Origin of the sequence: Pectobacterium sp. A5351 (assembly GCF_028335745.1) — a bacterium.
Lineage (GTDB): Bacteria > Pseudomonadota > Gammaproteobacteria > Enterobacterales > Enterobacteriaceae > Pectobacterium.
The window spans coordinates 1,829,828-1,847,558 of the sequence record NZ_CP116477.1 but is presented as its reverse complement, the minus strand read 5'-3'; the positions used below and the strand labels follow the sequence as shown (position 1 = coordinate 1,847,558).

General features: G+C 50.8%; 17 protein-coding genes and 1 other annotated feature. Of the genes, 7 read left to right on the top strand and 10 right to left on the bottom strand.

Annotated features, from left to right (window positions below):
• Positions 1-14 precede the first annotated feature (14 nt).
• Complete coding sequence (locus O1Q74_RS08785) at positions 15-590, top strand: metal-dependent hydrolase (RefSeq protein ID WP_271877933.1); 576 nt, start codon at positions 15-17, stop codon at positions 588-590.
• 171 nt (positions 591-761) lie between these two features.
• Positions 762-2,156 (top strand): L-cystine transporter, encoded by a 1,395-nt coding sequence (locus O1Q74_RS08780; RefSeq protein ID WP_271877932.1) that lies wholly within the window; start codon positions 762-764, stop codon positions 2,154-2,156.
• Positions 2,157-2,286: 130 nt separating this feature from the next.
• Here the strand turns inward: O1Q74_RS08780 and osmE are convergent, their stop codons facing one another.
• Entirely contained in the window at positions 2,287-2,619 is a 333-nt protein-coding gene (osmE, locus tag O1Q74_RS08775; RefSeq protein ID WP_271877931.1) for an osmotically-inducible lipoprotein OsmE, read from the bottom strand.
• 223 nt (positions 2,620-2,842) lie between these two features.
• On the opposite strand from osmE, the gene nadE reads away from it, so the two are divergent.
• The 5 genes from nadE (at position 2,843) to O1Q74_RS08750 (ending at position 8,597) form a co-directional block, all read left to right on the top strand.
• Positions 2,843-3,667, top strand: coding sequence for an ammonia-dependent NAD(+) synthetase (gene nadE, locus O1Q74_RS08770; RefSeq protein WP_271877930.1), 825 nt, complete (start codon positions 2,843-2,845; stop codon positions 3,665-3,667).
• Between the two features lie 95 nt (positions 3,668-3,762).
• On the top strand, positions 3,763-4,650 hold the full coding sequence (gene yddG / locus O1Q74_RS08765) for an aromatic amino acid DMT transporter YddG (RefSeq protein ID WP_271878852.1): 888 nt from the start codon (positions 3,763-3,765) through the stop codon (positions 4,648-4,650).
• Between the two features lie 128 nt (positions 4,651-4,778).
• Positions 4,779-6,497, top strand: a complete 1,719-nt coding sequence (locus O1Q74_RS08760; protein ID WP_271877929.1) for an ABC transporter ATP-binding protein — start codon at positions 4,779-4,781, stop codon at positions 6,495-6,497.
• Between the two features lie 222 nt (positions 6,498-6,719).
• Positions 6,720-7,913 carry an IS4 family transposase gene (locus tag O1Q74_RS08755; protein WP_271877928.1) on the top strand — a complete coding sequence of 398 codons (1,194 nt, stop codon included), beginning with the start codon at positions 6,720-6,722 and terminating at the stop codon, positions 7,911-7,913.
• Between the two features lie 258 nt (positions 7,914-8,171).
• Positions 8,172-8,597, top strand: a complete 426-nt coding sequence (locus tag O1Q74_RS08750) for a nitrous oxide-stimulated promoter family protein (RefSeq protein WP_271877927.1) — start codon at positions 8,172-8,174, stop codon at positions 8,595-8,597.
• 60 nt (positions 8,598-8,657) lie between these two features.
• Here O1Q74_RS08750 and ihfA read toward each other — a convergent pair whose 3' ends face one another.
• The 9 genes from ihfA to O1Q74_RS08705 form a co-directional block, all read right to left on the bottom strand.
• A complete protein-coding gene (gene ihfA, locus O1Q74_RS08745) occupies positions 8,658-8,954 on the bottom strand; it encodes an integration host factor subunit alpha (RefSeq protein WP_009112984.1) in 297 nt (98 codons plus the stop codon).
• Positions 8,955-8,958: 4 nt separating this feature from the next.
• Positions 8,959-11,346, bottom strand: a complete 2,388-nt coding sequence (pheT, locus tag O1Q74_RS08740; protein ID WP_271877926.1) for a phenylalanine--tRNA ligase subunit beta — start codon at positions 11,344-11,346, stop codon at positions 8,959-8,961.
• Between the two features lie 14 nt (positions 11,347-11,360).
• Positions 11,361-12,344 (bottom strand): phenylalanine--tRNA ligase subunit alpha, encoded by a 984-nt coding sequence (gene pheS, locus O1Q74_RS08735; RefSeq protein WP_225087961.1) that lies wholly within the window; start codon positions 12,342-12,344, stop codon positions 11,361-11,363.
• Positions 12,345-12,451: 107 nt separating this feature from the next.
• Positions 12,452-12,575: a sequence feature (Phe leader region), on the bottom strand.
• Complete coding sequence (gene pheM / locus O1Q74_RS08730; protein WP_106120997.1) at positions 12,526-12,570, bottom strand: pheST operon leader peptide PheM; 45 nt, start codon at positions 12,568-12,570, stop codon at positions 12,526-12,528. It overlaps the preceding feature by 45 nt.
• A 145-nt stretch (positions 12,576-12,720) precedes the next feature.
• The gene (rplT, locus tag O1Q74_RS08725; RefSeq protein WP_005968887.1) at positions 12,721-13,077 is read right to left on the bottom strand and encodes a 50S ribosomal protein L20; all 357 of its coding nucleotides are present in this window, start codon (positions 13,075-13,077) and stop codon (positions 12,721-12,723) included.
• A gap of 43 nt (positions 13,078-13,120) precedes the next feature.
• A complete protein-coding gene (rpmI, locus tag O1Q74_RS08720) occupies positions 13,121-13,318 on the bottom strand; it encodes a 50S ribosomal protein L35 (protein WP_004263702.1) in 198 nt (65 codons plus the stop codon).
• 113 nt (positions 13,319-13,431) lie between these two features.
• Positions 13,432-13,974, bottom strand: a complete 543-nt coding sequence (gene infC, locus O1Q74_RS08715) for a translation initiation factor IF-3 (protein ID WP_072034236.1) — start codon at positions 13,972-13,974, stop codon at positions 13,432-13,434.
• A 3-nt stretch (positions 13,975-13,977) separates the two neighbouring features.
• Entirely contained in the window at positions 13,978-15,906 is a 1,929-nt protein-coding gene (gene thrS, locus O1Q74_RS08710; RefSeq protein ID WP_271877925.1) for a threonine--tRNA ligase, read from the bottom strand.
• A gap of 385 nt (positions 15,907-16,291) precedes the next feature.
• Positions 16,292-17,692 (bottom strand): amino acid permease, encoded by a 1,401-nt coding sequence (locus tag O1Q74_RS08705; protein ID WP_271877924.1) that lies wholly within the window; start codon positions 17,690-17,692, stop codon positions 16,292-16,294.
• Positions 17,693-17,731 lie beyond the last annotated feature (39 nt).

Sequence of the window (17,731 nt, the reverse complement as noted above, 5' to 3'; positions counted from 1 at the left end):
ATTTGAGACGTTTCATGACTGCGGAAGGACACCTGCTGTTTTCTGTTGCCTGCGCGATTCTGGCTAAAAAAGTTGAGCTATCGCCAGCGCTGGCTACCGGAGACTGGTGGCACATTATTCCCGGAGCACTCCTTACCGCGCTACTGCCCGATATCGATCACCCCAAATCCGTCCTCGGGCAGCGCCTGAAGTGGCTTTCTTCGCCTATTGCCCGCCTCTTTGGTCATCGTGGATTTACCCACAGCCTCCTTGCCATCGCCGCCGGTATTTTCTTTATCCAGACGCGCCTACCGCCAGATTGGCCGATCCCGACGGATGCCTACCATGCCATGATCGTCGGTTATCTGAGCCACATCCTTGCCGATATGCTGACCCCCTCCGGCGTTCCCCTGCTTTGGCCCTGCCGCTGGCGTTTCCGTTTACCGCTCTTAAACAGCCAAAAAGGCAATCAACTGGAACGCTTCCTGTGTATTGCCTGTATCGGTTTTTCACTGTATCAGCCGCAGAAGAATTTGAATTGCTGCACCTACGAGCAGTCATTTCGTTTTTTGCAGTCGACGCAAACGTACCTCTTGCAATACGTGAAATAACGGCGTTACTTACCGTCAGACATATCTCTATAACATGATGGCAAAAGACCTGTTATCCTGTGCGCGTTTGTTATTTTTTATCGCAAAAAATCACACTGCCTCCACCGACTTACGCTGCTGCGCTGGGTTGCGGGCAATGTGGCGCGATTCACTGATAGGGAGCAAAGCCGGATGAATTTTCCGCTACTCATAAATATTCTGCTATTTGTCGTATTACTACTCGGGCTTGGTTACGCCAGCCGTAACGCCTCCTGGAGTCTGGCAAAGAAAGTGTTGCTGGGTTTGGTTGTCGGGGTGTTATTTGGCCTGGCGCTGCATCTGATTTATGGCGGCGACAACCCGATCATTAAGCAATCCATCTCATGGTTTAATATCGTCGGTAATGGCTATGTGCAGCTGTTACAGATGATCGTCATGCCGCTGGTCTTTATCTCCATCCTGAATTCCGTTGCCAAGCTGCATAATGCGTCGTCATTAGGGAAAATCAGTCTATTAACCCTTTCCACCCTATTGCTCACCACGCTGATTTCTGCGCTGGTCGGCGTCTTTGTGACTAACCTGTTTGGCCTGACGGCTACCGGGCTGGTGCAAGGGGCGCAGGAAACCGCGCGATTAACGGCGATTGAAAACAACTATGCGGGTAAAGTTGCAGACCTTAACGTGCCTCAGCTTATCCTGTCATTCATTCCTAAAAACCCGTTTGCTGAGCTGACCGGCGCAAACCCGACATCCATCATCAGCATCGTCGTCTTCGCGGCGTTTCTGGGCGTTGCGGCTCTGCAACTGCTGAAAGATGACGCGGTGAAAGGCGAACGTGTGTTAACCGCCATTGACACGCTGCAATCCTGGGTGATGAAACTCGTTCGTCTGGTGATGAAATTGACCCCTTACGGCGTCATGGCGTTAATGACCAAAATGGTCGCCAGTTCTAACCTGCAAGACATCCTCAAGCTGGGCAGCTTTGTTGTCGCCTCCTATCTGGGGCTGGCGATTATGTTCGGGGTCCATGCACTAATTCTGTCTTTCACTGGCATCAATCCAGCACATTTTTACCGCAAAGTCTGGCCAGTGCTGACGTTCGCGTTTACCAGCCGTTCCAGCGCGGCGACAATCCCACTCAGCATTGAGGCACAAACGCGCCGTATTGGCGTGCCGCAATCTATCGCCAGCTTTGCCGCGTCTTTCGGTACAACCATCGGTCAGAACGGCTGTGCGGGGCTTTACCCAGCCATGTTGGCCGTCATGGTCGCCCCAACGGTCGGCATTAACCCGTTGGATCCCGTCTGGATCGCGACGCTGGTCGGTATCGTCACCATCAGTTCTGCCGGCGTAGCCGGTGTGGGCGGCGGCGCAACCTTTGCCGCGTTAATCGTCCTGCCTGCAATGGGGCTGCCGGTGACCCTCGTTGCGCTGCTGATTTCCATTGAGCCGCTTATCGATATGGGCCGTACGGCGCTTAACGTCAGCGGTTCGATGACGGCCGGTACCGTCACCAGCCAGTTGATGAAGCAGACGGATAAAACGGTTTTCAACGCGCAGGATGACGCTGAGCTGACACATCACTAAGCCACGTTTGCCATGCAAAAAAACGCCGACGGCTGATGCTGTCGGCGTTTTTTTATGACGGGCCGTTGCTACACAACGTTGAAAAACGTTCCCTACGTTTTTTTATGACGATATCGTGCTGTCAGGTGACTTAACGCTGCGGGTTAGTGTCGTAAGCCTGGCAGCTCTGGAAGCCTTTATTGAGAACATGGCCCGTGTCGTTGTAGCTCACAAAATAGTTCTGCGCGGTGCCATCGCGGTTTTTCAGCAGATAATCACTACAGGTTCCTTTGGCATTCACCAGACGTTTTTCGGTACCGCCACTCCCGGCAATTTGGTGAACCTGCTGCTTCGTCATTCCCACTTTCACATCTTTCACCACGGGCTCATTGACATAACTTTCTGCCTTGTTATAAGCCGAACATCCCGCCAGCAGGACGGCACCTGCTGCCGCAATACATACCAGTAATCTGTTATTCTTCATATCATCACCTCATTATTATAGTTCACTCTAAGGCTAGTCGGCGGCGACCACTTTTTCAAATCATAGCGCGCTTATGTAACCTATTGGTCGATAGCCAAAACCGGTCATCTATAGGGAAAATGATTACCTGACAGCTTGTTCTTTTTCTTCACACCAATTCGTTTTACACTCAGGCAATCGTAATAATTCTTTTGCAGTATCAATAAGTTCAGGAGGGGATGACATGTCATTACAAAACGACATTATCACTGCGTTGGGAGTGAAAAGCAGCATCGATCCAGCACAGGAAGTCCGTGTTAGCGTTGATTTTTTAAAGAATTATCTGAACGCTCATCCGTTTGTTACGTCGTTAGTTTTGGGCATCAGCGGCGGTCAGGATTCCACGCTGACCGGCAAACTGTGTCAGACGGCTATCACGGAATTACGCAATGATACGGGAAACTCTCGCTATCAGTTCATCGCCGTTCGACTGCCTTACGGCGTACAGGCGGATGAAGCCGACTGTCAAGACGCCATCGCCTTTATCCAACCGGACCGCGTATTAACCGTCAACATCAAACCCGCCATTGAGGCCAGTGAGGCCACCTTGCGCGCCATTGGCGTAGAGCTGTCCGATTTTGTCAAAGGCAACGAAAAAGCCAGAGAGCGCATGAAAGCGCAGTACAGTATTGCGGGGATGAACGCCGGGTTGGTCGTCGGTACCGATCATGCGGCAGAGGCGGTAACGGGCTTCTTCACCAAATACGGTGATGGCGGTACCGATATCAATCCGATTTTCCGACTGAACAAGCGTCAGGGCAAAGCGCTACTGCGTGAACTGGGCTGCCCTTCTCATCTTTATACCAAAGCGCCCACCGCCGATCTGGAAGAAGACCGTCCGTCCCTCCCCGATGAGGTCGCGCTGGGTGTGACCTATGAAAAGATAGACGACTATCTGGAAGGCAAACAGGTCAATGCGAATGATGCAGCCATTATTGAAAACTGGTATCGCAAAACCGAGCACAAGCGCCGCCCACCGATTACCGTTTTTGATGACTTCTGGCGGTAAACCAGCACGGTGAGCACCACCGGACGCAAATAACGGCGTCCGGTTTGCTCTTGACTTCTTCTGCACAGGCAATTGGAAGAATGACAGGAATAAATATGACGCCACAGCGCGCCACATTCACGGGCTTGCTGGCTATCATGCTATGGAGCACCTCCGTCGGGCTGATCCGCAGCCTGACAGAAGCGCTTGGCCCCATCGGCGGCGCGGCGATGATTTATTCCACCAGCACGCTATGTCTACTGGCTTTTTATGGCCTTCCCCGCATTACAACGCTGCCCCGCGTCTATTTGTTCGCAGGCGGTGCAATGTTTGTCTGCTACGAGATATTTTTATCACTCTCCATCGGGTTAGCGGATAGCCGCATGCAGGCGATAGAAATAGGGATGATTAACTATTTGTGGCCCAGTTTAACCATATTCTTTTCGCTTTTTATCAATCAGCAAAAAAGCCGTTTTCTGCTCTGGCCCGGCCTCGCACTCTCGCTGAGCGGCATTGTGTGGATAATGAAAGGGGACAGTAACTGGACGCCAACGCTGCTGTGGAACAATATTCTTGTTAATCCGCTAGCCTACAGCCTGGCGTTTTCTGCTGCCCTGACCTGGGCGCTTTACTGCAATATCACCAAGCGTTACGGACAGGGAAAAAGCGGTGTATCGCTGTTCTTTTTCATCACGTCCCTTGTGCTATGGATAAAGTATGCCTTAAGCGATGAAGGTGCCATTGCGTTCACTTTACCAAATTCGCTGGAACTGCTCTTTATGGGTGCCTCAACCTCGCTGGCCTATTCTGCCTGGAATGTCGGCATTCAGCATGGCAATCTGACGCTGCTGGCAACCGCCTCCTACTTTACCCCCGTGCTTTCCACCTTGCTGGCCGCACTCTGGCTCAACATCACGCCCGCTATGTCATTCTGGCAAGGCGTCGCTATGATCACCACAGGTTCACTACTCTGCTGGTATGCGACGCGTTCTTCTACTGGCTGAACCGCTGCATCACCCTGATATGCGATCGCGCTTCCAGGTCAATAAAACCCTAATCTGCGCACGGTCACATTCCTCTCGCTAAGCTGTTATAGTCACCCTCACATTTGGTTACCTAAAAACAGTCACACATGTTAAGACGCTTCTTCTCTTACTATTCCCCTTACAAAGGGTTATTCGTTCTCGATTTCGGCTGCGCCATCATCGCTGGCCTGCTTGAATTAGGGTTTCCGATGGCGATTAAAGCGTTCATCGACAAACTGTTACCGGCTCAGGACTGGTCGCTAATCCTGCTAGCGTCGGTGGCGCTACTGGCGATCTATTTGCTGAATACCGCGCTGATGGCCATCGTCAACTATTGGGGACACGCGCTGGGCGTGGGGATTGAAACCGATATGCGGCGGCAGGCCTTTGAACACCTGCAAAATTTGCCGTTCCGTTACTACGACAATATGAAGACCGGGCATATCATCACCCACGTCACCAAAGATCTGGAAGAGGTCGGGGAAATCGCCCACCACGGCCCGGAAGACCTCTTTCTCGCGATCATGACGTTTATCGGTGCGTTCATCCTTATGGCGACCGTTCACCTGAATCTGGCGCTGTTGACGATCATTATCGTGCCTTTTATGACGTATCTCGTCAGCCGTTATGGTGCCCGCATGACGGAGACCTGGCGTCAGCTCTTCGGCCAGGTTGGTAACTTCAACGCCCGCATTGAAGAGAGCGTTGGGGGGATCCGCGTCGTTAAAGCGTTTGCTAATGAGGCGCATGAGAAGAAGCTGTTCTCCCACGATAACGAAAACTACCGTCGAACCAAATTACAGGCCTATCGCATCATGACCGCCAGCATGACGCTCAGCTACCTTAGCACGCGTCTGATACAGCTTATTGTGATGCTGGCAGGTATTTGGTATGTCATTCAGGGCGAACTCAGCTACGGCGGTTTTATCGGCTTCCTGCTGCTAATTGAAGTGTTCTTCCGCCCGATAGCCAAGATTACTTCGGTGCTGGAAAGTTACCCTAAAGGCATTGCAGGCTTCAAACGCTTTACCCAATTGCTCGATACCGTTCCTGAGATTACCGATGCTCCCGACGCGCACGATGCCGGGCCGTTGAAAGGTGATATCCGGTTCAATCAGGTGAGCTTTGGCTATTCCGCCGAACGCCCAATTCTTCGTAATATCGATCTATCGATTCGCGCCGGGGAAACCGTGGCATTTGTCGGTCCGTCCGGCGCAGGCAAAACCACGCTTTGTTCTCTGCTTCCCCGCTTCTACGATTTAACCAGCGGAGCCATCACCATTGACGGCATGGATATCCGTCAGATGACACAGGCGTCGCTGCGTAGCCAAATTGGCATCGTACAGCAGGATGTCTTCCTGTTCGGCGGCACCATTCGTGAAAATATCGCCTACGGCAAACTAGATGCCAGCGATGACGACATCATGCAAGCTGCACGTCGCGCACGGTTAGATGAACTGCTCGAGAATCTGCCCGATGGGCTGGATACCGTGGTGGGTGAGCGCGGTGTTAAGCTGTCGGGCGGGCAAAAACAGCGTTTATCTATTGCGCGCATCTTCCTGAAAAACCCGCCGATTCTGATTCTCGACGAAGCCACATCCGCGTTGGATACGGCAACGGAGCAGGCAATACAACAGTCGCTCAGCGAGCTTTCCACGGGGCGTACCACGCTGGTCATCGCCCACCGGTTGGCAACCATACAGAATGCAGGGCGCATTGTGGTGGTAGATAACGGCACCATCATTGAGCAAGGTAGTCATCAGGTGCTACTGGAACAAAGCGGCATCTATGCCCGCTTACATCAGGCGCAGTTCGGTCAGGCCTGATTACCTCCTCGCCTCAGACTGCTGACAAACCTATTTATCGAACGAGAACGGGAGTAGCGGAATAGAAAAGTAAAGCGCTTGCGCCAGGGACAAAGGCGTCAGGAACGCCTTTGAACGTCGCTTGCGACGGCCCTGCAAGGCTGAGGAATCCCCAGAAAACAAGACAGGCATAGAGTTTTATGATCTACTGATTTTCGCCAAAAAATTCAATGAGATCACCCTATGCCTGTCCGTAAAGTATGCCAGACTTTTTTCCGTCACGCTTTAGCTTCAACACATCAATATCGACAACATGCGCTTATTGATTCCACCGCTGCGTTGATAAGCGGTGCCACGCTTTCACTCACCTGCATCGGGCGTTATTTACCCGGCCCTGCTCGCGTGAAAGATAAAATAAAACGGGTTGACCGCCTTTTGGGAAACACTGCGCTTCATAACGATATCCCGAAAATATTCAATCAGATTACGTCCATGATGACCAAAAACATGCCGTGGTGTGTTATTGCCGTCGACTGGAGTGGCTATCCCTCTCAGGCTTTTCATGTCCTGCGTGCCAGCCTTGTCTGTGATGGCCGCGCTATCCCCTTGATGAGTCAGGTGGTTCCGTCAGAAAAGCAAAACAATATTTTGATACAGAAAGCCTTTCTTGACGCGCTTGCCTGTGCTATTGCCCCGCAAATGAAAGTCACCCTCATCACCGACGCGGGCTTCCACAATGAATGGTTTCGGCATATCAAAGCACTGGGATGGGACTTTATTGGTCGCATCCGGGGAAACGTAAAATTTTGCCTTCATCATGGCCCGGAACGCTGGCTGAACGTGAAAGACTGTACTGGCACGGCGCGCGCGGAATATCTGGGAGCCGGAACGCTGGCGCGTTCAAAAAAGGCGCAATGCAACGGACATTTTTATCTTTATAAAAAAGCGCCGAAAGGCCGAAAAAGCCAACGTCGCAAAGGGAAACCGAGCCATCCCACAACAGAAAAAGAACAGCGTGCGTCAGCTAAAGAGCCGTGGCTGCTATTTACCAGTACTGATGAATTCAAGCCCCATGAAATTATGAAACTCTACAGCAGGAGAATGCAGATTGAACAAAACTTTCGCGATGAAAAGAGTGAGAGATTTGGCTTTGGCTTACGCGCCTGTGGAAGCAAAACGGGTGAGCGGCTTTGGGTGCTGAGTTTGCTGGCAACACTGGCATCAATTGTTCTCTGGTTATTAGGATATCATTTTGAAAATAAAGGTCTTCATCTTCATTATCAGGCGAACAGCCTTAAAAGTCGAAGAGTGATATCGTTTTTGACACTGGCGGAAAATGTACTGCGGCATTCACCGCGAATAATCAGGCGAGTGAAGCTGGAGAGTATTTTAGCCCAACTCACCAGCACCTACCGAAATATGGTGCTGGTTTATTAGCGATGATTTTGTGGGGATCCCTCAGCCTGCAAGGGTGAATCTCAGGGATGAGATTCATATCCGCGCAATCCGAGCGCACAGGGATGTGTTTATAGCGTCGTTACGATCTATCCGTTACTACCGCCACACTGTTTTGCCAACATCCTCAAACTGTGTTATTCACTGCCTTTTCCCACATAGATGTGATTTCAGCGGTTTTCCTTATTAAAAATTGCATTTAAAATACATTAATTATGATTTCATCAGGACATGACGTACATGGCGAGAAAACCCCTGGGAAAATACCGACAGCGGGAGATCCGTACCGTCGAATTAATGATCGAATTGTATGAAAAGCACCACCCTGAAACCGGCGATAACGTGCAATATAAAGACTTAGTCAACTACGCCATCAAGCGCCTGGAGCGCTGCCATTTCGGTGAAGATAAACCCGCCTGCAAGCATTGCCCTATCCACTGCTATCAACCCGCCAGACGCGAAGCGATAAAAGCGATTATGCGCTGGTCAGGGCCACGGATGCTGTTACGTCACCCCATTCTGGCAATACGCCACTTGATTGACGATCATCGACCGGTGCCGGATTATCCGAAAAAAGAAGCAGCGTCAAAAGCGTCAAACGAGCGGGCAACCCGTTTAGCCGTGCAGCAAACTGCCCCGACGGATATCGACCCGGCGTTGAAATAGGTAAGGTGAAGCGAATCGAATAGGAAAAGGCCGCTTGCGCGGCCTTTTGGGGTGACACGGTTACTCTTTGGGAGAGGCGTTCTCTACCCTGCTTTTTAGCTTTTGCCCCGGACGGAACGTGACCACACGGCGCGCCGTAATCGGAATATCTTCGCCAGTTTTTGGGTTACGTCCCGGACGTTGGTTCTTGTCTCGCAAATCAAAATTGCCAAAACCTGACAACTTGACCTGCTCGCCATTTTCCAAAGCGCGACGAACTTCTTCAAAAAACAGCTCGACTAGCTCTTTGGCATCCCGTTTGCTCAGCCCGAGCTTCTCAAACAGGTATTCTGACATTTCAGCTTTAGTAAGCGCCATAGGTTCAATCCCTCAAGGATGCTTGGAATCGCTGTTTTAATGCTGCTACGCATTCTGCAACGGTAGCGGCAATTTCCTCTTCTGCCAGTGTACGCGTGGTATCTTGCAGGGTCAGGCTGATAGCCAGACTCTTATAACCTTCCGCTACGCCCTTACCTCGGTACACGTCGAATAAGTTTACGCCAACTAACTGATTTGCGCCAACTTTCTTACACTCGGCCAAAATATCTCCTGCGGGGACATTTTCAGCGACCACAACAGCAATATCACGGCGGTTCGCCGGGAAGCGGGAAACCTCATTAGCCTCAGGCAATACGCGGTCTGCAACCTTGTCCCACAACAGTTCGAACACCACGGTGCGCCCGTTGAGATCCAACTTGCGCTCCAGTTCCGGATGAATAACGCCAATAAATCCAATACGTTCGTCGCCCAGATAAATAGCAGCACTTTGTCCCGGATGCAATGCCGGATTATTTTCGGCCTTGAATTCGATTTCAGACAGTTTACCCGTCAATGCCAGTACCGCTTCCAAATCGCCTTTTAAATCATAGAAGTCAACAGCCTGACGCGCCAGATCCCAATGCTCTTCATAACGAGTGCCGGTAATGACTCCTGCCAGCATCAGGTTCTGACGAATACCCAGGTCAGCACTGCTGTCCGGTACAAAACGCAGGCCGCTTTCAAACAGACGCAAGCGACTTTGCTGACGGTTTTGGTTATACACCGCCGCGCTCAGCAAGCCACTCCACAGAGATAAACGCATCACCGACATCTCAGCAGAAATGGGGCTCGGCAGACTCAACGACGCTTCATCAGGGTGGATTAATCCTTGAATTTTAGGGTCAACAAAACTGTAAGTAATTGCTTCCTGATAACCGTGATCGACTAATAAGGTCTTCACACGCTTCAATGACAATGACGCTTCGCAATGCGCAGTCATGACCAACGGAGCCTGAGTCGGAATATTCGGAATGTTGTTGTAGCCGTAAATACGCGCGACTTCTTCAACCAAATCCTCTTCAATTTCCATGTCGAAACGCCAGCTTGGTGCCGTTGCCTGCCAACCTGCGTCGGTTTTCACGACGTTACAGCCCAGACGTTGCAGGATATCACTAACCTGCTCATCGGCAATCACATGTCCAATCAGACGATCCAGCTTCTCACGGCGCAGCGTAATCGTTGCACGCGTCGGCAGGTCTGCCGTGCTGGTCACATCAACGACGGGGCCCGCTTCACCGCCACAAATATCGATCAGCAGGCGAGTGGCCCGCTCAATGGCTTTATGCTGCAACGCCGGATCGACGCCACGCTCGTAGCGATGAGAAGCATCGGTGTGCAAACCATGACGACGTGCGCGTCCGGTAATCGACAGTGGATTAAAATAGGCACATTCCAGCAGAACGTTTTGCGTCGCCTCATTGACGCCAGAATGCTCGCCGCCAAAGATACCGCCCATCGCCAGCGCATTCTGCTGATCAGCAATCACCAGCGTATCTGCATTCAGTTTGGCTTCGTTGCCATCCAGCAGCGTAAGCGCTTCGCCCTCTTTCGCCATCCGCACGATGATGCCGCCATTCAGGCGGTCGAGATCGAATGCGTGCATCGGCTGCCCAAGTTCCAGCAGAACGTAATTCGTCACGTCAACAACTGGGTCAATAGAGCGAATACCACAGCGGCGCAGTTTTTCACGCATCCACAGCGGTGTTGCTGCCTTAACATTGATGTCTTTCACCACACGGCCTAAGTAACGCGGGCATGCCTGCGGCGCATCAACCTGAATCGGGAACGTATCCTGAATCGTTGCGGCAACGGGCTCAATAGCGGGTTCATTCAACGCCAACTGGTTCAACACGGCTACATCACGCGCCACCCCGATAATACCGAGGCAATCAGCACGGTTTGGCGTCACGCTGATCTCAATCGCGTTGTCATCCAGCTTCAGATAGTCACGAATATCCGTGCCAATCGGTGCATCTGCTGGCAGTTCGATGATGCCATCGTGATCGTCAGAAATACCCAATTCGGAAAATGAGCACAGCATGCCTTCAGACGGCTCGCCACGCAGCTTGGCGGCTTTGATTTTGAAATCGCCCGGCAACACGGCTCCTACCGTCGCCACCGCTACTTTCAGCCCCTGACGACAGTTCGGCGCGCCGCACACGATGTCCAGCAGGCGATCGCCGCCTACATTGACTTTCGTTACACGCAGTTTGTCTGCATTCGGGTGTTGCCCGCATTCAACCACTTCACCGACAACCACACCGTGGAATGCGCCAGCAACCGGCTCAACGCCATCCACTTCCAGCCCTGCCATCGTGATTTGATCGGATAGCGTTTCACTGTCAACCGCTGGGTTTACCCACTCGCGTAACCAGAGTTCACTGAATTTCATGATGTATACCCGCCTTACTTAAACTGTTTGAGGAAACGCAGATCGTTTTCGAAGAATGCACGCAGATCGGTCACGCCATAGCGCAGCATCGTCAGACGCTCCATACCCATACCGAACGCGAAGCCGGAATACACTTCCGGATCGATACCGACATTACGCAGGACATTCGGGTGCACCATGCCGCAACCCAGAACTTCCAGCCATTTGCCGTTTTTACCCATCACATCCACTTCAGCGGACGGCTCGGTAAACGGGAAATAAGACGGACGGAAGCGGACCTGCAAATCTTCCTCAAAGAAATTACGCAGGAAATCATGCAGCGTACCTTTCAGGTTGGTGAAGCTGATGTCTTTATCGACGATCAACCCTTCCATCTGATGGAACATTGGCGTGTGGGTCTGATCGTAATCGTTACGATAAACGCGACCCGGCGCAATGATACGAATCGGCGGCTGCTGCTTTTCCATCGTGCGAATCTGGACGCCAGACGTCTGCGTACGCAGCAGGCGTGTCGCATCGAACCAGAACGTGTCGTGGTCAGCACGCGCAGGGTGATGCCCTGGGATATTCAGCGCATCAAAGTTGTGATAGTCATCTTCGATTTCCGGCCCGGTTACGACTGAGAAACCCAGTTCGCCAAAAAAGGTTTCGATGCGATCGATGGTGCGCGTCACTGGATGCAAGCCACCATTTTCAATCGTGCGGCCCGGCAGCGAGACATCGATGGTTTCTTGCGCCAGACGCGCATTCAACTCGGCGGATTCCAGCGTTTGCTTACGGGCGTTCAGCGCGTCCTGAACGTCTTGCTTCGCCTGGTTGATGACAGCACCGGCAGCAGGGCGTTCTTCAGCCGGCAACTCGCGCAGCGAGGTCATCTGAAGGGTTAAGTGACCTTTTTTACCCAGATATTCGACACGCACATTTTCCAGTGCGGTAACATCCTGGGCCTCTTCTATAGCTGTTCTGGCTTTAGCAACCAGCTCTGCGAGATGTGGCATTGTGTTCCTCTTTTTCTGCCTAAGTGGCCAACGGTCATGATTGAAGAATATCGTTTTACTAAAGCGATAAATATTACTAAAAACAATAGCAAAAGCCGATTATCGTAAACAAAAAAGCCTCCCTTAGGGAGGCTCAAGCGCTACTTTTCGTTTCTTTTCTTACGCGCAAAGCCCCCTGAATTCAGGCGCTAAAGTAAAAAAAGAAACGGAAAATAGCAGCATTCATACTTGCGTTACCTTGTTTTAAAAGTCAATGTTTTGAGAATCACAGTCTTGAGAATCACAAGAAGCCTTGTGAATAAAAATGGTTGAAAACAATAAAAAATCTATGATATCTGACGAAAAGAGGGAGCTAAAGCTCCCTCTCTCAACTGACTTACGCCAGTGCTGCTTTCGCTTTTTCGACCAGAGCGCTGAACGCTAATTTGTCGAATACTGCGATATCAGCCAGAATCTTACGGTCAATTTCAACAGAGGCTTTTTTCAGGCCGTTGATGAATTTGCTGTAAGACAAGCCATTTTGACGGGCTGCTGCATTGATACGTGCAATCCACAGCTGGCGGAATTGACGTTTACGTTGACGACGGTCGCGGTAAGCGTACTGACCAGCTTTGATTACTGCCTGGAAGGCAACACGATAAACACGCGAACGGGCACCGTAGTAACCTTTCGCTTGTTTCAGTATTTTCTTGTGACGTGCACGGGCAACTACACCACGTTTTACGCGAGCCATATGCTCTCTCCTAAAGTCTTATTCTGAATTAAAAAAAGGTTACTTATGCGTACGGCAGACATGCGACAACCAGGCCCAGATCTCCTTTGGAGACCATGCCTTTCGGACGCAGATGACGTTTACGTTTAGTCGACTTTTTGGTCAGAATATGACGCAGGTTGGCATGCTTACGCTTGAAACCGCCACCGGCAGTTTTTTTGAAGCGTTTAGCGGCGCCGCGTACTGTTTTAATCTTTGGCATTTTTATTTCCACTTCGCATTGTTAATAAAACGAATCAGATAAGGCGAACAAAACCGCACAGTTTTTTTGCTTAACGCAAGATAAAAGCAGCGCGGTTCTGTTACTTGAGTGCCTTACTGTTTCTTCTTCGGTGCTAGCACCATGATCATCTGACGGCCTTCGATCTTCGTTGGGAAGGATTCGACGACAGCCAGTTCACTCAGATCGTCACGAACGCGGTTAAGCACTTCGATACCAATCTGTTGGTGCGCCATTTCACGACCGCGGAAACGCAGTGTGATTTTGGCTTTGTCACCATCTTCCAGAAAGCGAACCAGGTTGCGTAGTTTGACCTGATAGTCGCCATCATCAGTACCAGGTCGGAATTTGATTTCCTTGACCTGAATAACTTTTTGCTTCTTCTTCTGTTCCTTTGTGGCCTTACTCTTCTCATAGAGGAACTTGCCGTAATCCATGATTCGGCAAACCGGCGGCTCGGCGTTCGGACTGATTTCAACTAAATCAACACCTGCTTCCTCGGCTTTTTCTAATGCTTCATTCAGACTGACAATGCCAAGCTGTTCGCCTTCGACGCCTGTCAGGCGTACCTCATGTGCGCGAATTTCTCTGTTGATGCGATTAGGACGCGCCGGTTGAACTCGTTTTCCGCCTTTAATACCTTATTCCTCCAATTGATGAAGACTACGGCTGCGAATCTCTTGCTGCAGCTTACTGATGACTTCACTGACATCCAGACTCCCCAGGTCTTTACCGCGACGAGTACGGACAGCAACTTTTCCTGCCTCAACTTCTTTGTCGCCACAAACCAGCATATAGGGAACCCGCCGTAAAGTGTGCTCGCGGATTTTAAAGCCTATCTTCTCATTTCTCAAGTCTGCTTTTACGCGAATGCCCGCTTCTTGCAGTTTTTGGGTCAATTCGTTGACATAATCAGACTGGGTATCGGTGATATTCATAATCACCACTTGAACCGGAGCTAACCAGGTTGGGAAGAAGCCGGCGAATTCTTCGGTCAAAATACCGATGAAACGCTCCATTGATCCCAAAATAGCCCGGTGAATCATAACCGGCACCTGACGTTCGTTGCTTTCGCCAACGTAAGACGCATTCAGGCGACCCGGTAATGAAAAGTCGAGTTGCACCGTACCACACTGCCACGCACGATCCAAACAATCATGCAGGGTAAATTCAATTTTTGGACCGTAGAACGCCCCTTCACCCGGCTGATAGTCAAATTCGATGTTATTTTCAGTCAACGCGGCGGCCAGGTCGGCTTCAGCGCGATCCCACATCTCATCGCTACCGATACGTTTTTCAGGACGCGTAGACAGCTTCACCACGATTTTTTCAAAACCGAAGGTGCTGTACATGTCATACACCATCTTGATGCAGCTATTCACTTCATCGCGAACCTGTTCTTCCGTACAGAAGATGTGCGCATCGTCCTGAGTAAAGCCACGCACGCGCATTAAGCCATGCAGAGAGCCTGATGGTTCATTACGGTGACAGCTACCAAACTCAGCCATACGCAGCGGCAGATCGCGGTATGATTTCAACCCCTGATTGAAAATCTGTACGTGACCCGGGCAATTCATCGGCTTGATGCAGTATTCACGGTTTTCTGATGAGGTCGTGAACATCGCTTCTTTGTAGTTTTCCCAGTGACCGGTTTTTTCCCACATCACGCGATCCATCATGAATGGACCTTTGACTTCTTGATACTGGTACGACTTCAGCTTCATGCGCACAAATGCTTCCAGCTCGCGGAAGATCGTCCAACCGTCATTGTGCCAGAACACCATACCCGGCGCTTCTTCCTGCATGTGATACAGGTCCAGCTGTTTGCCGATTTTGCGATGGTCACGCTTCGCCGCTTCTTCCAGACGTTGCAGGTAAGAAGCCAACTGCTTTTTGTCCGCCCATGCCGTGCCGTAGATACGTTGCAGCATTTTGTTTTTGCTGTCGCCGCGCCAGTAAGCCCCCGACGTTTTCTGCAATTTGAAATGGTGGCAGAACCGCATATTCGGTACGTGCGGGCCACGGCACATATCGATGTATTCTTCATGGTGGTACAGACCCGGACGATCATCACGACTGATGTTCTCATCCAGAATCGCCATTTTGTAGGTCTCACCGCGCGCAGCGAAGGCATCGCGCGCTTCCTGCCAACTGACTTTTTTCTTAATGACGTCATAGTCAGTGTCAGCAAGCTCGTGCATACGCTTTTCGAGCAGCTCAATATCTTCCTGAGTCAGGGTACGGTCGATATCTACGTCATAGTAAAAACCGTTGTCGATAACCGGACCAATCGCCATTTTGGTATCTGGCCACAGTTGCTTGATCGCATGGCCCAATAAGTGCGCACAGGAGTGGCGAATAATTTCCAGACCCGCTTCATCTTTGGCAGTGATGATAGCTAACTGCGCATCGGTATCGATTTTATCGCTGGCATCAACCAGCTCGCCGTTGACGCGTCCGGCGATACAGGCTTTTGCCAGGCCGGGACCAATATCAAGTGCAACATCCAGGGGAGAAACGGCGTGGTCGTAATGACGCTGACTTCCATCAGGAAGGGTGATAACTGGCATTATAATTCCCTTATTTACAGTGGTGAACCACACGAAAGCTCACATGCAAAAAATCGTCTATCAATTGAAAATCAAAAGTGTTAACCATGCTATTCCTCTGTACTCTGTGAAATATATACACATGGTGCACACGACTAAAGGCGTGCACTAGCGTGACATGGATAACGTCGGGGACAATAATACACCTTATAAGTGCTGTATACTCCAAATAATTCGAGTTTCAGGAAGGCGGCAAGAGAAGGAATCCCGATGAGCTTACTCAGGTAAGTGATTCGGGTGAGTGAACGCGGCCAACGCACATGAAACTTGAAGTATTACGAGTATATTAAAGCCGGATGGGTAGCCTGCAAATCGTTACCGCATGATAAACAGGCCACGGACGTGTTTACTGTGTTTGCGCCGACTTCAGCGCCCCGTTATTTTTACGGGAAAGTCGGAATCCCAGCCAAATAACGGCAATCCAGAACGGAATTAAAATGACCGAAATGCGAATGCCCGGCGACAGCAGCATAATCACCAAAATCCCCGCCAAAAACGCCAGACACAGGTAGTTGCCCCACGGATACCAGAAGGCTTTGAATGCAGGAACAATCCCCTTCTCCATCATCGCCTGACGGAAACGCAGATGTGCAAAGCAGATCATGATCCAGTTAATCACCAGCGTCGACACCACCAGCGCCATCAACAGCTCAAAAGCTTTGCCTGGCATCAGGTAGTTGATCGCGACACCGAACGATGTCGCTAAGGCTGACAACGCGATAGAGCGAACGGGGACACCACGCGCATTGACCTTCGCGAGAGACTTCGGCGCATTTCCCTGCTTTGCCAAACCGTACAGCATCCGGCTATTACAGTACACGCCGCTGTTGTAAACCGATAATGCCGCCGTGAGTACCACAATGTTCAGTACGTTTGCCACCATATTGCTATTCAGCGCATGGAAGATAAGAACAAACGGACTACCGCCACCAACGACATTTCCCCACGGATAAAGCGATAACAAAATAGACAGCGCGCCGATATAGAAAATCAGGATACGATAGACCACCTGATTGGTCGCCTGAGGAATAGAACGTTTCGGATCGGCAGCTTCTGCCGCAGTGATACCGACTAATTCCAGACCACCGAATGAGAACATAATCACCGCCATGGCCATGATCAATCCACTTGCGCCATTCGGCATGAATCCGCCATGGATCCATAAATTACGCACCGTTGCCGTTTCGCCGCCATTACCACTCAGCAGCAGCCAACTGCCGAAGACAATCATCCCGACGATGGCCAGCACTTTGATAATGGCGAACCAGAATTCAGTTTCCCCAAACATCCGCACATTCACCAGATTGATCAGGTTGATAAGTACGAAGAATATTGCGGCGGACAGCCAGGTTGGCGTCTCAGGCCACCAGTATTGGATATAAATCCCCACGGCCGTCAGTTCAGCCATTCCTACCAGAATAAACATCGCCCAGTAGTTCCAGCCCGCCAGAAAGCCTGCAAAATCACCCCAGTATTTATAGGCAAAATGGCTGAACGAACCCGCTACCGGTTCTTCCACCACCATCTCGCCCAGTTGTCGCATAATCAGAAACGCAATCATTCCGGCAATCGCGTAACCCAATAAAACGGACGGTCCAGCCATTTGGATAGTCTGTGATATCCCTAAAAACAAGCCGGTACCAATCGCGCCACCCAGCGCTATCAGTTGAATATGCCGATTCTTTAACCCTCGTTTTAAAACCAGTTCCTGTTGATTGTTTGCTGTGTTGTTTTGCGCATTTGCCATGTTGTTTTTGTGCTTCCTGTAAAGCCTTCTTCATTTTTA

Bases quoted from the DNA above. Each gene is read 5' to 3' on its own strand.
- O1Q74_RS08785 (WP_271877933.1), top strand. From the start codon at position 15: ATGACTGCGGAAGGACACCTGCTGTTTTCTGTTGCCTGCGCGATTCTG.
- O1Q74_RS08780 (WP_271877932.1), top strand. From the start codon at position 762: ATGAATTTTCCGCTACTCATAAATATTCTGCTATTTGTCGTATTACTA.
- osmE (WP_271877931.1), bottom strand. From the start codon at position 2,619: ATGAAGAATAACAGATTACTGGTATGTATTGCGGCAGCAGGTGCCGTC.
- nadE (WP_271877930.1), top strand. From the start codon at position 2,843: ATGTCATTACAAAACGACATTATCACTGCGTTGGGAGTGAAAAGCAGC.
- yddG (WP_271878852.1), top strand. From the start codon at position 3,763: ATGACGCCACAGCGCGCCACATTCACGGGCTTGCTGGCTATCATGCTA.
- O1Q74_RS08760 (WP_271877929.1), top strand. From the start codon at position 4,779: ATGTTAAGACGCTTCTTCTCTTACTATTCCCCTTACAAAGGGTTATTC.
- O1Q74_RS08755 (WP_271877928.1), top strand. From the start codon at position 6,720: ATGCCTGTCCGTAAAGTATGCCAGACTTTTTTCCGTCACGCTTTAGCT.
- O1Q74_RS08750 (WP_271877927.1), top strand. From the start codon at position 8,172: ATGGCGAGAAAACCCCTGGGAAAATACCGACAGCGGGAGATCCGTACC.
- ihfA (WP_009112984.1), bottom strand. From the start codon at position 8,954: ATGGCGCTTACTAAAGCTGAAATGTCAGAATACCTGTTTGAGAAGCTC.
- pheT (WP_271877926.1), bottom strand. From the start codon at position 11,346: ATGAAATTCAGTGAACTCTGGTTACGCGAGTGGGTAAACCCAGCGGTT.
- pheS (WP_225087961.1), bottom strand. From the start codon at position 12,344: ATGCCACATCTCGCAGAGCTGGTTGCTAAAGCCAGAACAGCTATAGAA.
- rplT (WP_005968887.1), bottom strand. From the start codon at position 13,077: ATGGCTCGCGTAAAACGTGGTGTAGTTGCCCGTGCACGTCACAAGAAA.
- rpmI (WP_004263702.1), bottom strand. From the start codon at position 13,318: ATGCCAAAGATTAAAACAGTACGCGGCGCCGCTAAACGCTTCAAAAAA.
- thrS (WP_271877925.1), bottom strand. From the start codon at position 15,906: ATGCCAGTTATCACCCTTCCTGATGGAAGTCAGCGTCATTACGACCAC.
- O1Q74_RS08705 (WP_271877924.1), bottom strand. From the start codon at position 17,692: ATGGCAAATGCGCAAAACAACACAGCAAACAATCAACAGGAACTGGTT.